Source organism: Bacillus sp. MD-5 (assembly GCF_002201875.1).
GTDB classification, from domain to species: domain Bacteria; phylum Bacillota; class Bacilli; order Bacillales; family Bacillaceae; genus Bacillus; species Bacillus stercoris.
Window position 1 is genome coordinate 1669360 of sequence record NZ_CP021911.1, and the last position, 16567, is coordinate 1685926.

Sequence of the window (16567 nt, forward strand, 5' to 3'; positions counted from 1 at the left end):
ATACCAGCCTGAAAAGAGGAACGATCGATTAACAAAGCAGCACCGCTCAGCATTATTTGTACTTTCAGCGAAAAAAGAGAAGCAATTGAAGGCCTATGCGGAAGCAATGAAAGATTTCGTAACCGCCAATGAAGATATCAATTTGGAGGATATGGCATACACACTTCAGACGGGCCGGGAAGCAATGGATTATCGGCTGGCATTTTTGGCGGATTCGAGAGAAATGCTGATCAAAGCTTTAGATGATTATTTGGCTGAAATGCAGAACAACAGTATATTTGCTGCTCACGTGAAAACGAAAAAGAGCGAAATCAAGCTGTTTGAAACGGATCAAGATGCCAAAGCGTTGCTGCAAACATGGATAGAGAAAAAAAGACTGGAGAAAGTAGCGGAACTATGGGTGAAAGGGCTGCAGATAGATTGGAATGAGCTTTATGGAGAATACACGCCTCGGCGAATCAGCCTGCCTGCTTATCCGTTCGCGGAAGAGTATTACTGGCTGCCAACTCAAGAAGGCGAAACCGAAACCATTGCTACAGCACTCCCTCATTCCGAACTGATGACTAAACGCTGCTTTCTGCGTAAACAGTGGCAGCCTTGTCCGATTGAACCGGCAGAAATGACGAATCAAACCGTAGCCATTTTGGCAAATGAGGAGACAATGGTATTAGCGGAAGAGCTTTCGATGTATTTCTCGAAATACCATATATTTGACAGTCATGAGCTGGATCGGGTGTCTGCTGCGGACTATGAACACGTTGCTGGAGCAATCGATCTGATCGGATGCGGAACGAGCCACGAGCAGTCTTTGGGCTGGATAAACTGGCTCCAAAAGCTGATCGAGCAAGGACGTACAAGCAAGCATCATTTGACGATCTTAGGTGTAACAAAGGGGCTGGAGGCTTATGCAAATGACGCTGTTCATTTGTCTGGTGCTTCGCGGGCCGGTTTATACCGCATGCTTCAAAGCGAGTACAGCCACCTTACTTCAAGACATGCAGATATGGAGTGCGAAGCCTCTCTTGAGGAGCTGGCCAGACTGATTGCAGCGGAGTTTTATGCCAAGAGCACAGAAGCAGAAGTCTGTTATCGAAACGGACACCGATATCGCGCATATTTGGCAGAGCAGCCAGCAGAAGCCGCTCATAGTCATAAGCAAGTATCGTTTTCAACAGACAAAGTTCTGCTCATTACAGGCGGGACAAGAGGCCTCGGCTTGCTGTGTGCGCGGCATTTTGTAAAAACATACGGCGTTAAGCGGCTGGTGCTTATCGGCCGTGAAGAGCTTCCGCCGCGAGACCAGTGGAATTCGGTGAACATTGTCTCGCTTGCCGAGAAAATAAAAGCCGTTCAAGAGCTAGAAGACATGGGTGCGCAAGTTCAGGTGCTGTCTCTAGATCTGACAGACAGGGTTACTGTCGAACAGAGCCTGAAGACAATACGCGATACAATGGGAGCGATTGGCGGAGTCATCCATTGTGCCGGGATGGTGAACAAACAAAACCCGGCTTTTATCAGAAAATCACTTGAAGAGATCGAACAGGTGCTTGAACCGAAAGTCGAAGGTCTGCAAACGTTGTTTGACCTGCTTTATAATGAACCATTGGCGTTTTTTGCTTTGTTTTCCTCAGTTTCAGCGGCGATTCCTGCCCTAGCAGCAGGACAAGCTGATTACGCGATGGCAAATGCTTTTATGGATTATTTTGCAGAGGCTCATCGAGATAAATGTCCCATTGTAAGCATTCAGTGGCCTAACTGGAAGGAGACCGGGTTAGGTGAGGTCCGAAGCAAAGCTTTAGAACAAACTGGATTGATCAGTTTAACAAACGATGATGGATTACAGCTGCTTGACCAAATTCTATCTGACAGACAGTATGCTGTCGTGCTGCCGGCGGTTCCAGATAAAAATGTTTGGAAGCCGGACAAGCTGATGCAGCCGTCACTGCCTGCCGAAGCTCTTTCGCATCCTGAGATGAAAGAGCAGGCCGGCACTCGAACCGTGTTTCTTGAAACAGTAGATTGGCTCGTAACGCTTTTTTCAGAAGAACTGAAGATAGCTGCAGAAGACTTTGAAACGGATGAGCCTTTCCAAGAATACGGAATTGATTCAATTATATTGGCCCAGCTGGTACAGCAGATGAACGAACAATTAAATGGAGATATTGATCCGTCAATTTTGTTTGAATATCCGACAATAGAATCCTTTGCACACTGGCTCATTTCGAAATATGACATAGCAGCTGTTTTACAACCATCTGTTCCTGAGAAACAGACACCTGTCAAGCCGCAATCAGCAATGAAGCAAAAGCCGGTGCCAGAACAGCGGCCGCAGCAGATAGGCCATGAGAAAACGGCACTTCTTGCTGAGGACATCGCCATCATCGGTCTTAGTTGCAGGTTCCCAGGAGCGGAAACTCTTGAAGAATACTGGGATTTAATACGTGAAGGACGGTCCGCGATTACACCTGTTCCGCCTGACCGATTCGGGAACTCCAGCTCCAATTACGCGGGCCTCATTGAGGAAATGAACCGATTTGATCATGATTTCTTCATGATGTCCGAAAACGATGTCAGAGCGATGGATCCCCAAGCTTTGGCTGTATTGGAGGAAAGCTTGAAACTGTGGTATCACGCCGGTTATACAGAGAAAGAAGTGAAAGGCATGAGGGCTGGTGTTTATATAGGAGGCCGCAGCCAGCACAAGCCTGATCCGGCCAGTCTTTCAAAAGCAAGAAACCCGATAGTCGCTGGCGGACAAAACTATTTAGCGGCTAACATCTCACAATTTTTTGACTTGAAGGGACCGAGTATTGTCTTGGATACTGCTTGTTCCTCTGCGCTTGTGGGGCTGAATATGGCCATTCAGGCTCTGCGAAGCGGGGATATTGAGGCAGCAGTTGTAGGCGGCGTCAGTTTGCTTGATGCTGATGCGCATCGAATGTTTCATGAACGCGGACTTTTATGTGACAAACCGTCATTCCATATTTTTGATAAGCGGGCAGACGGTGTCATTTTAGGAGAAGGCGTTGGCATGGTTCTCGTCAAAACCGTCAGCCAAGCGCTTGAAGACGGAGATTCCATATATGCAGTCATTAAAGCCGCTGCGATTAATAATGACGGAAGAACGGCAGGCCCATCATCTCCGAATCTAGAGGCGCAAAAGGATGTCATGCTGACAGCGCTTGAAAAAAGCGGCAAAAGGACAGAAGAGATCAGCTATCTTGAAGCGAACGGATCGGGGTCGGCAGTAACAGATTTACTTGAATTAAAGGCGATTCAATCCATTTACCGTTCTGAATCAAAGGCTCCGTTAGGGCTGGGATCGGTGAAACCTAACATCGGGCATCCATTATGTGCAGAGGGAATCGCGAGCCTGATTAAAGTAGCTTTAATGCTGAAACATAGACAATTGGTTCCATTCCTGTCAGGTAACGAACATATGCCGTACTTTGATATAGAAAAGACAGATTTGTATTTCTGCAGATCACAGGTCGAATGGAAGGAGACAACGCCTGCTGCGGCAATTAATTGTTTTGCCGATGGCGGAACGAATGCACATCTCATTGTAGAAGGTTGGAATGACTCGGCTGAGCGTCCAATTAGAAGAAAACCTCTGGCTTTGCCGGAATTAAATCGACAGCCGATTTTAACAAAACCATTGGCTCAAAACGTGCAGAAAAAAGTGCATTCAGACACGAAGGCTTCTAACGAAATGTTTTGGAAAACTTTCAAATAAGAGAGGAGTGGGAAAATGATAACTGAACAACTGCACATTTCATTAAAAAATCCAATCATGTCCAACCACAAGGTATATGGACAAGCGTTATTACCCGGCCTTGCTTATATAGATTTGATCTATCAAGTATTCCAAGAACATGGTTATGCATACCAAGAGCTTGAATTAAAAAACCTGACCATTTTTAACCCTTTGATCGCAGATGAGTCATATGACATTGCCCTGACCATTCACGTGTCTGAAAGAAAGGAAGGGACATGGTCCATCATCATTGACGGACAAAAACAGCATGGAGAGTCGCTATCTGACAAGAGACAATATGTGACTGCTGACATGCATCGTAAAGAGCAAACCGCTTTTGCAGAATCAATAGACCTTAATCAGTGGAAACGTACAGCTGACAGGATTCTGAATTTAGATGAAATATATGAACAATGCAGATCTCAAGAGTTAGTGCATACCGGCATGATGAAGGCAGAAGGGCAGATTTATGAAACCAAAGAGGGGGCTGTAATTGATTTAGCAGTCGGACAGGAAGCGCTGCGTCATTCTGATGCTTTTCTGTTTCATCCCACGCTCATTGACGGGAGTGGTATAGGGTCAAGCTGCCTGCTCTCAGATCAAACGATGTATCTGCCATTGTGTTATGAATCGTTTTCAGCTTCAGAACGATTGCAAAAAGGATGTACAGCACGGATCCTCTCCTCATCTGTGCGCCGGAAGAAAGAGCTCACTTATATGACGATTGAATATTTTAATTCATCAGGACAAAAAGTGGCCGAGCTGAGACAGTTTGCAGGCAAGTCTGTACGGAATGGGTCAGTTTTTCACTCTGCAAAAGAAATTCAAGAAGAAAGAGCCGCTGTCTCTCAGCACACAAGTCGAGACTATCACGCATTTGAAACGTATTTGCGTCAATTGCTTGCTGAGCAGCTTGAAAGGCCGGCAGAACAAATGGATATCCACGCTGGGTACTATGAGCTTGGTCTAGATTCACCGTCGTTGCTTACAGTGGTTCAGGAAATTGGAGATAAGGTTGGAGCGGATCTTGCTCCAACACTGCTGTTTGAATTCACAACAATTGCAGAACTGGCTGCACATCTTGCTGATCACTATTCAATTAGAGAGGCGGACGATGCTGTCCGCCAATCTCCTTCACAAAAGAAGGATTATTCAGAAGGTGCTGCCTCTTCAATGGAGCTCGGGGAGGACATTGCTATTATCGGGATGGCAGGCCGCTATCCTAAGGCAAAAAACATTCAGGAATTTTGGGAACATCTTAAAGCTGGTACCGACTGCATCACAGAGATCCCGAACTCACGCTGGGAATGGAAAGAAAACGATGGTCTGGATTCCCCTGCAGGCAAGCCGCTCTCGAAATGGGGCGGGTTTATCGAGGAAGCTGATTGCTTTGATCCTCAATTTTTCAGAATCTCTCCTCGTGAAGCGGAAATGATGGACCCTCAGGAGCGGTTATTTTTAGAGACGTGCTGGGAAGCTATTGAAGATGCGGGTTATACACCAGAGACAATTGCTTCGCCAAAGGGAGAAAATAAAAGGCAGCATGTCGGTGTGTTTGCCGGTGTTATGCATAAGGACTATTCGCTAATAGGGGCGGAAGCTCTATCAGAAAACAATCCATTTCCTTTATCGTTGAATTACGCGCAAATAGCCAACAGGGTCTCTTACTATTGTAATTTCCACGGCCCAAGCATGGCGGTGGATACGGTCTGCTCTTCCTCATTAACTGCGGTTCATTTGGCAATAGAGAGCATCCGGAATGGAGAATGCGAGGCCGCGCTAGCGGGAGGCGTCAATTTGTCACTGCATCCGGCTAAATATATCAGCTATGGCAGTGTAGGGATGCACTCAAGTGACGGTTATTGCCATACTTTTGGAAAAGACGGGGATGGCTACGTATCTGGAGAAGGTGTCGGCACAGTATTGCTAAAGCCGCTGCGAAAAGCTGAACAAGACGGTGACCGAATCTATGCTGTCATCAAAGGCAGTACGATAAATCATGTAGGAAAAGTAAGCGGAATTACAGTACCAAGCCCGGTAGCCCAAGCTGATGTGATTGAAGCATGCCTAGAAAAAACAGGAATTGATCCGCGCACCATCAGCTATGTTGAAGCCCATGGCACGGGCACCTCATTGGGAGATCCGATTGAAATACAAGGATTAGTAAAAGCTTTCAGTCGCAATACGCAGGACAAGCAATTCTGTTCAATCGGTTCTGTGAAATCAAATATTGGCCATGCTGAAGCGGCAGCCGGCATTAGCGGTTTAACGAAGACAGTCCTGCAGCTGCATCATAAAACATTGGTGCCGTCATTACACTCAGAAGAGCTGAATCCTTATTTGCAGCTCGATCAAACCCCATTTTTTGTTCAGCATGAAACAAAGGAATGGGAGCAGCCATCTTTTGAAGAAAACGGGATGGACATCACATTTCCCCGCCGCGCAGGTTTAAGTTCGTTTGGCGCTTCAGGATCAAATGCGCATCTTATTTTGGAAGAATATATTCCGGCAGAGGACCATTCAGAGACGATTTTAACGAAAAATGAAGGAATAGTGATACCTTTGTCAGCGAGAAACAAAGATCGTCTGCAGGCTTACGCTCTTAAACTTCTGGATTTTCTTAGCGAGGACGTCAATCTTATAGCGTTAGCTTATATCATGCAGACAGGACGGGTTGAAATGGAGGAGCGCGCAGCTTTCTTCGCAAAAGACAAAACAGATTTAGCTGCTAAACTTCGGGCGTTTGCCAATGGCGAAGAAAAGATCGAGGGCTGCTGGACCGGACAAGCCAAAGAAGATCAACAGGCGGCTGGGCCAACGTCGGTGAATGCGCTGAATAACAATTTGATCACAGACAGTGAAATGAAGGAAATGGCGACATCATGGGTTCAAGGAAAGCGGGTCACTTGGGACGATCTATACGGCGATCGCAAGCCGTTTAAAATCAGTGCTCCGACCTATCCGTTTGCAAGGGAACGCTACTGGATCCCAGCTCCTGAAACGAAAACCAGCTCTGTGAATCACATCTTACATCCGCTGGTGCACCGCAATACATCAGACTTTACTGAGCAGCGCTTTAGCTCTGTATTTACAGGCAAGGAATTTTTCCTGTCTGATCATGTTGTACAGGGACAGAAGATTTTGCCTGGCGTTGCCTATTTAGAAATGGCAAGGGAAGCAGCGGAAAAAGCTGCAGGCGACCTGGACGGCGAACAAAGAATTGTGTCGCTTAAAGACATTGTGTGGATACGCCCTATCACGATAGAAAATGACCCAAAAGAAATACATATTGGCCTTTATCCTGAGGATAACGGAGACATTTCCTTTGACATTTACAGCAGCTCTGAGCAAGAGGAAACCATGACGATATACTGCCAAGGCCGCGCAGTCATTTCAGATGAAGCGGATACTTCTGTTTTAAACCTATCATCAATACAGACAGAATGCAGTCTGGACACAGTGACGTCAGAACAATGCTATGTAGCGTTTCGAAAGATTGGGCTTGACTATGGAAAGGGCTATCAAGGGATTGAAAAGATCTATGTCGGCAAAGATCAATTGCTTGCAAAAATCTCGCTACCCGCTTTTCTAAAAAACGATAAGCAGCATTTTGCGCTCCACCCGAGTTTAATGGATTCCGCGTTCCATGCCACAGTCGGTTTTATCGTTAGCTCAGTCAATGCCGCTGGACAAGCGCAGACGCTGTCTCTTCCATTTGCGTTGCAAGAGGTTGATATTTTCAGCCCGTGTCCAGAGGAGATATGGTCTTATATTCGATACAGTTCAGACAGTAAAGCGGAGGACAACGTCAGAAAGTATGATATTGATTTATGCGATGAGAACGGAAATGTTTGTGTGCGAATGAAAGGTGCCTCAATGCGGGCGCTTGATGGAGAGCGGCATTTAAGGCCTCAACTAGTAACTGCTTCTCAGCTGACCGGGCATACGATGATGATCCCCGTCTGGGAACCAGTCTCTCCAGAAGCGGAGGATAATGCTTCGTTTGCTGGTACAAGAGCTGTTTTATGCGGAGCTGCTGAAGCTGAACGGACTTTCATAAAGCAGCATTATCCGCAAATTTCCTTTGTCGATATCCGCCCTGCAGATGACATTGAGGCAATAGCGGACAAACTGCAAACGTACGGAAGAATTGACCATGTCTTGTGGATTGCCCCGTCAGACCTGGAGAATAGTGATAGACAAGGAGAAGCTGTTCTTCACTTATTTAAGTTTGTGAAAGCTTGCCTGCAATTAGGCTATGGCGAGAAACAACTTGAATGGTCTCTTGTGACAATCCAAGCGCAGCCGGTTACGCAACATGAGACAGTACAACCCGCTCATGCAAGCATTCATGGACTTGCCGGCACAATGGCAAAGGAATATCCTCATTGGAAAATCCGCCTTCTTGATCTGGAAAAAGACTGCACATGGCCGGTATATCAAATGTTTACGCTCCCTGCTGACCGTCTCGGACACGCTTGGGCCTATCGGAATCAGCAATGGCATCAGCAGCAATTGATCCCGTATCGGCACTCACCGGCAAATGACACGCTTTATCGAAAAGGCGGGGTGTATGTGGTCATTGGAGGCGCCGGGTACATTGGAGAGGCATGGAGTGAGTACATGATCCGCCGCTACCAGGCGCAAATTGTTTGGATTGGACGCAGTCAAATCAATGCTGCCATCCAGTCGAAAATAGACCGTCTTTCGGCGCTTGGCCCTGAGCCTTTCTATATTGCAGCCGATGCTGCCGATAAGCATTCATTGCAGCAGGCATATGATCAAGTGAAAAAACGCCATCCTCATATTCACGGGATTGTTCACTCTGCGATGGTTTTATTTGAACAAAGCCTAGAAAATATGACGTTTGAAGAATTCACCGCCGGACTGGCGGCGAAGATCGATGTCAGTATTCGGATGGCCCAAGTGTTCCGCCGGGAGAATGTAGATTTTGTTTTATTCTTCTCTTCGCTTGTGGCACATATCAAAAATGTGAAGCAAAGCCATTATGCCTCTGGCTGTACATTTGCAGATGCTTTTGCTCACCAGCTTTCCCAGAGCTGGGCATGCCCTGTAAAAGTCATGAACTGGGGATATTGGGGGAATAGTGAAGCGGCTGAGGATGAACATTATGTACAGCTTATGAATCAAATCGGCTTAGGTTTAATTGAGCCTGCGGAAGCTATGAAGGCGCTGGAAGCACTGCTTTCTGGGCCAGTCGGCCAAACGGCTTTCATTCATACGACAAAGCCTGTAGCAGTCGAAGGCGTGAATCAGAATGAATGCATCACTCTTTATCCCGAGCAACCTTCAGCAGATGCAGAGAGCCTGATGGAGCGTCTGCCGAAAACGGGACGAATACAAAGAGCGACACATGAAGAACTAGACGATCTTCTTTACAGGCTGTTGTTAGGACAGCTGCAAACGGCTGAACTGTTTGATGGTCATACATTATCGGTTGAACGTCTTCAACAATATAAGACTCGTGAATTTTATGAAAAGTGGCTTCGGCAAAGCAGCGAGTTTCTTTTGCAGCATGGCTATCTTAAGAAAGATGGAGATTCATTGGTGAGGAAGGATCAAGCAGAGGATATCGAGCTGCTTTGGCAAGAATGGAACGCCAAAAAAGAAAAGTGGCTGAAAGACAGCGAGACAAAGGCGATGGTTGTCTTAGCAGAGGCCATGCTAAAAGCACTACCGGATATTTTGACAGGGAAAGTCCCGGCAACAGATATCATGTTCCCGCAATCCTCGATGGAATTGGTGGAAGGCATTTATAAGCATAACCAAGTGGCAGACTATTTTAATAAAGTGCTTGCCGATACATTATTAGCTTATCTGGATGAACGTCTGAAGCAAGATCCTGAGGCATCAATTCGCATTATGGAAATAGGTGCAGGCACAGGCGGCACGAGTGCCGGAATCTTTGAAAAACTGAAACCATATCAAAAGCATATCAACGAATACTGCTATACAGATCTGTCGAAAGCATTTTTGCTGCATGCAGAAAAGGAATATGGGGCGGAAAATCCGTATCTGACGTATCAGCTATTTGACGTGGAAAAACCGGTTGACCAGCAGGAAATCGAGGCTGGCGGCTATGATGTCGTCATTGCGGCTAATGTCCTTCACGCGACAAAAAATATCCGTCAAACCCTGCGGCATACAAAAGCAGTGATGAAAAACAACGGAATGCTGCTGCTGAATGAAATGGCGGGAAACAGCCTGTTTCCTCACATCACTTTTGGTCTTTTGGAAGGCTGGTGGCTGTATGAAGATCCTGCAGTGCGGATTCCCGGCTGTCCAGGCTTACATCCTGACAGCTGGAAAGCGACACTCGAAAGCGAAGGCTTTGAATCTGTCTTTTTCCCGGCCGAGGAAGCCCATGATCTGAGTCACCAAATCGTAGCAGCCTCAAGCAACGGGCTGGTTCGCCGTATAATGAAAAATGAGCTCTTGCCGGAGAAGGATGTTTCACAGGCGTCTAATCAGGAGCCAGCCTGCATTCAATCCATAGATTCAGAGGGAGCAGGCCAATCTAAACATGCTCTTCTAAGAGAAAAAAGCACAGATTATATGAAAAAACTAATCGGAGAAACGTTGAAAATTCCTGCAGGTAAGATTGATTCATCTGAACCGCTTGAAAAGTACGGTATTGATTCTATCGTTGTTGTCCAGCTGACGAATACATTGCGTAAAGAATTTGACCATGTAAGCAGCACTCTATTTTTCGAGTACCAGACCATTGACGCGTTAGTGGAGCATTTCATCAAAACAAAAACAGAAGCGCTGATGAAATTAACAGGTCTTGACCGTCAAGTTCAACAACAGACACCGGCCGAAAGCAGAACCCAATCTTCACAGAAACCTGATGAGGCCGCTAAAAGAACACGGCGCTATCGCAAGCTTGGCTTCAACAGGGAAAAAGAAACACCGACAAACGCTCTTCCAAGCCGTGACGTTGCCATTATCGGCATTTCCGGACGCTATCCTCAGGCGGAAACAGCAGAAGACTTTTGGAACAACCTAAAAGAAGGAAGAAATTGTATTGAGGAAATTCCGAAAGAACGCTGGGATTGGAAAGCTTATTACGATAAAGAAAAAGGAAAAGAAGGATCGATTTATACGAAATGGGGCGGATTTATCAAGGATATGGACAAGTTTGACCCATTATTCTTTCAGATTTCGCCGCTTGAAGCAGAACGAATGGACCCTCAGGAGCGATTATTTCTGCAAACCGCTTATGCAAGTATTGAAGACGCGGGATACACGCCTGACTCGCTCAGTTCAAGCAGAAAAATCGGCGTCTTTGCCGGAGTTATGAACAAAAATTATCCGACAGGCTACGGCTATTGGTCTATCGCCAACAGAATATCCTATTTGCTGAATTTCCAAGGCCCGAGCCTTGCCGTCGATACAGCCTGCTCATCCTCTCTGACAGCGATTCATTTAGCGCTGGAAAGCATTTATAGCGGATCGAGTGATTGCGCCATTGCCGGCGGTGTCAATTTAGTCGTCGACCCGGTTCACTATCAGAACTTATCTGTCATGAATATGCTCTCTACTAGTGATACATGTAAATCATTCGGAGTTGATGCAGATGGATTTGTCGACGGTGAAGGCGTAGGCGCGATTGTGTTAAAGCCGCTGCAGCAAGCAATAGCGGACGGCGATCATATTTACGGTGTGATAAAGGCAAGTGCCGTTAACAGCGGAGGAAAAACAAATGGATACACGGTTCCAAATCCTCATGCGCAGGCACAGGTGATTAAAGATGCAATGGAGCGCGCCAACATTCCTGCCCGAACCATCAGTTATGTGGAGGCGCATGGAACAGGCACCGCATTAGGAGATCCGATTGAGATAGCGGGTTTAACAAAAGCATTTGAGGAAGATACGCAGGAGAAACAGTTTTGCGCGATCGGCTCCAGCAAATCAAACATCGGTCATTGTGAAAGTGCAGCCGGAATTGCAGGGCTGACAAAAATACTTTTTCAGTTTAAATATGGACAAATTGCGCCATCATTGCATGCTCAGCGGTTGAATCCGAACATTGAGTTCAGCCATACTCCATTTGTCGTTCAGCAGCAGCTTGGTGAATGGAAACGCCCGGTGATTGGCGGACAAGAGGTGCCTAGGCGCGCCGGATTGAGCAGTTTTGGCGCCGGAGGGTCCAATGCCCATATCATTCTGGAAGAATATATTCCGAGAATGGGAGTGCAAACGCCGGAAGACCATCCCCCAGCGCTGATTGTGCTGTCGGCCAAAAACATGGAACGTTTGCAAGAAAGAGCGGAACAGCTGTTCACAGCCGTCAAACAAAAAAGGTACCACGAATCAGATCTGATTAGAATCGCCTATACCTTGCAAACGGGACGTGAAGCAATGGAGGAACGGCTGGCCTTTATAGCGGAATCACTAGAGGATCTTGAGAGAAAGCTGAACGATTTTATCGAAAACAAAGCAGATAGCCTGTATCTGGATCGCATTGATGATAGCAAAAAAGCATTAGCAGTCTTATCAGCGGATGAGGATACGGAAAAAATCATAGAAGCATGGATGAGCAAAGGGAAATTCACGAAACTGCTGGATCTTTGGGTGAAAGGCTTGTCTTTCGACTGGGATATGCTGTACGGCACCCAAACGCCTGTCCGGATCAGTCTCCCGGCATATCCATTTGCAAAAGAACGATATTGGGCACCAGGCTCGGCAAAGGCCCCGGCGCCTATAGAAAAAAATCTTGATCAGCAAAGAGAAGAACCTTTCGAGGTTATGACATTTCAAGAAGTGTGGAAAGAAGAGCCGGCAACCCACGCTCCGAAACGTATCAAAACGCTCATCTGTTTTCTGACTGATAGAGAAAAGCAAAACGCATTTGCTTCAGCGGTAAAAAATGTTGATCAAGACACCAAGCTCATTTTTATATCACAGGGCGAAGTGTACAGCAAACAGTCTGAATATAGCTACCAGATTGTGCGGCAAGAACCCGTTACTTTTGAAAAGGCCTTCCAGAGCATTAAAGAAGAACATGGAGAGCCAGATGCAATTCTCTATATGTGGCCTGCGGAAGACAAGAGCTGTATAAAGGACCATTCCTGTCTTGTCTATTTATTACAAGGTATGTCCGCAGCAAAGCTGCATCCTTTACGGCTGATGCTGGCAGGCTGTTTTGAAAATGGCCTTGACCGAAGCTATCTGGAATCATGGATTGGTTTCGAACGATCGCTCGGGCTTGTCCTTCCGCACACAAAAGTGACTGGAATCTTTCAGCCGGCAGATCAAGGATCGATGGATGATTGGGCACGTAATATGTGGACAGAATTACAGGCTTCAATAGAACAAACCGTTTTGTATCAAAGTGGGAAACGGTATGTAAGTCACATAGAACGGACAACGTTACAACCGAACAAGAGCAAATTAAAATCTAGCGGGACTTATCTGATTACAGGCGGGTTAGGAGGGCTCGGCTATTTATTCGCCAAGCATTTGGCTAAAAACTATGCCGCAAACCTGATTTTGACAGGGCGGTCGCCTTTCAATGAAGAAAAACAAAAGAAAATAAAAGAATTAAAGAATCTAGGCGGCGAAGCGATGTATGCAGAAGCAGATGTATCTGACCCTATCGCGATGGGAGACTGCGTAAAAAGAGGGAAAGACCGATTCGGTGAAATCAACGGTGTTATTCATGCAGCCGGAATTGAGAGCGACTCTGCTATTTTTGACAAAAAGATCGAAAGCTTTCAGCACGTCATTGAACCGAAAATCAACGGAACGATAGCGCTTGATGAATGGCTTAAAAATGAAGCCCTTGATTTTATGTGTTATTTTTCTTCTTCTTCGGCGGTTTTGGGGGATTTTGGATGTTGTGATTATGCGATTGGCAACCGATTTCAGATGGCTTACGCACAATACAGAAACCAGCTGCATAGCGGCAATACGTTTGTCATCAACTGGCCTGTATGGAAAGATGGCGGAATGAAAATCGGTGATGAAGAAACAACTGATATGTACCTGAAATCAAGCGGCCAACGCTTCCTAGAAGCCGAGGAAGGCATCCGTATGTTTGAGCATATTCTAGCTCAGCAGGATGCTCAGCACCTCGTGATAGCCGGTCAACCAAGCCGTGTCAGCCGATTTTTAGGAATGACTGAACCAGTAATTCCAGAACCGGCCACTCAAGTCCCTGTCGTACAAGAAAAATACAATGAGGTAAAAACACTAAGCGTTGAAAAGCGGTTAGAACACGATTTGAAAGAGCATATCCACACATTGCTTAAGATTTCAAAGGACAAGCTGAATGTGAACAAAAATTGGGCTGACTTCGGATTTGATTCAATCTATTTGGCTAAATTTTCGAATGTGTTATCAAAGCATTTCAACATTGAAGTAACACCGGCTTTATTTTTCGGCTATTCGACTTTACAGGAATTGATCGGCTTTTTCTTAACGGATCATAAAGAGCTGATTGAAGCATTTTACCGGGATGATGCATCTGAGTCGCAAAAGTCCATAGAAGCTCCTGCTGCAAATTCTGTAGTTCCCGAAGCAGAAACCAGTAAAAAAAGCAACGGACAGGGTCACAATGAGCCGATCGCCATTATCGGCATGAGCGGCAGGTTCCCTCAAGCTGATTCGGTCTATGAGCTGTGGGATAATCTGCAAAACGGAAAAACGTGTATCTCTGACATCCCGGACGAACGCATGGACTGTGGGGGATCGAACGGAGATCCAGAAAAAGCAGTGCCAAGGTGGGGCGCATTTTTGAAGGACATAGACCGGTTTGATCCGCTGTTTTTTCAAATATCGCCTAAAGAAGCCAAAAGCATGGATCCGCGCCAGCGCATTTTTCTAGAGGAAGCATGGCGCACGTTTGAAGACGCCGGCTATATGGGAGACCGGATAAAAGGAAAATCCTGCGGTGTCTATGTAGGTGTGGAAGAAGGAGAATATGCGCATTTAACAGGAGATACGGATTACATTAATGGAACACAAAACGCCACATTATCTGCGAGAATTGCGTACGCATTGGATTTAAAAGGGCCTAATATGGCGTTGACAGCAGCATGTTCATCTGGACTTGTGGCGATTCACCAGGCATGTTCAGCTCTGCGTCAGGGGGATTGTGAAATGGCTTTAGCCGGCGGCGTCAGCTTGAATATTTCTCACATGTCTTTTGAGGCGCTGACAAGAGCCGAAATGCTGTCTCCGAATGGACAATGTAAAGTATTTGACGAGAATGCCAATGGTCTTGTGCCAGGTGAAGCGGTGGCTGCTGTTCTCTTGAAACCATTATCAAAGGCAATTGAAGATAAAGACCATATTTATGGCTGCATCAAGGCCAGCGGCGTGAATTACGATGGAAAAACCAACGGCATTACTGCGCCAAATCCTTTTAGCCAGGCAGAATTGATCGAAAACATTTATGAAAAAAATGAAATCAATCCGCTCGATATTCAATATGTGATGGCGCACAGTACCGGTTCGAATATTGGTGATCCGCTTGAGGTCCAAGCCTTAACGAACGTGTTCAGCAAATATACGAAGCAGAAGCAATTCTGTATGATCAGCTCAATTAAACCTTTAATCGGACACACATTTGCAGCGTCAGGAACGGTAGCTTTAATCAGTATGCTGATGGCTATGAAAAACCAGATCATCCCGGCTACTCATCACTGTGAATCGGAAAACCCGTATATTCCGTTTAAAGAAAGCCCGTTTGTGCTTTGCAAAGAAAACCGTCCATGGATCAGGAAAAATCAGAAGCCGAGGATGGGAACGATCAGCACGACGGGAATCAGCGGCACCAATGCGCATGCAGTCATTGAAGAATACATCCAAGATGATCAGCCGTTCACGCAGCGGCGTAATGAGTCACCGCAGGTCATCGTGCTTTCAGCCCAAAACGACGATCGGCTTCAGGATGCTGCCTGCCGCATGATTGCGTATCTGGAGCAGAATCACAACCTTTCTTTACCTGATGTAGCATATACGCTTCAGGTTGGGAGGAAAGCCATGGAAGCAAGGCTCGCGATCGTTGTAAACAATCAGGAGCAATTGGTGCGAAAATTGAAGGAATATGCAGAAGCAATGAAGAATGGTGTGGTATCGGGCCAACAGAGATCCCTTTATACAGGATATACAGAAGGGATATTAGAAGAACAGGAAGCTCTGCAAGCTCTCGCAAAAGAAAGAAATTTGGAAAACATTGCGGAACGCTGGGTGAAAGGATATCAGATTCCTTGGGAACTCCTTCATGATGGCGATGACGTACGGATGGTTTCTTTACCTGGTTATCCATTTGCAAGGGAGCGGTATTGGGTTTCGTCAGGCACACAGCAATCAGAGGCCGTTAAACAGCATTCACAATATATGAGTGGGGAAACCCATATTCAAAAGATCATTGTTCAATTTTTAGCACGAGAGTTGGACATATCTGAGGATCGAATCAATTTTAATAGAAATTTTCTGGATTATGGGATGGATTCAATTCTTGGCCGAAAATTGATGCGGCATATCGAAAAAACCACACAGCTGAAGATGACCGGCCGAGAAATCCTTGAATGTCAGACAGTGCAAGCTCTATCTAACCATTTGGCCTCAAAGGCTGAAAAACAAAATCATAGCGCAGCACATCAAACAACGGGCACGTATACAGACGAGCAAATCATCGGATTGATGCAAGAGGTGGCGCAAGGGAAATTGGATTTTAAGGGTGTGCAAAACATCATAGAAGGGAGTAAATCGTATGAATCATAAAGAAATTCTTGATGCCTTCAGATCAGGAGAATTAACCATTTCTGAGGTGGAAGA

2 protein-coding genes (1 of these 2 cut by a window edge) are annotated in these 16567 nt (G+C 46.0%); both read left to right on the plus strand.

Going from position 1 to position 16567, the window contains the following annotated elements:
- On the plus strand, positions 1-3736 hold the final stretch of the coding sequence (locus tag CDO84_RS08265; protein WP_082033003.1) for a type I polyketide synthase. Its footprint begins 9890 nt before the window's first position; only the last 3736 of its 13626 coding nucleotides appear in the window; its start codon lies beyond the left edge, outside the window; the stop codon is at positions 3734-3736.
- A gap of 15 nt (positions 3737-3751) precedes the next feature.
- Positions 3752-16513, plus strand: coding sequence for a type I polyketide synthase (locus CDO84_RS08270; RefSeq protein WP_040083113.1), 12762 nt, complete (start codon positions 3752-3754; stop codon positions 16511-16513).
- The last annotated feature ends 54 nt before the right edge of the window (positions 16514-16567 follow it).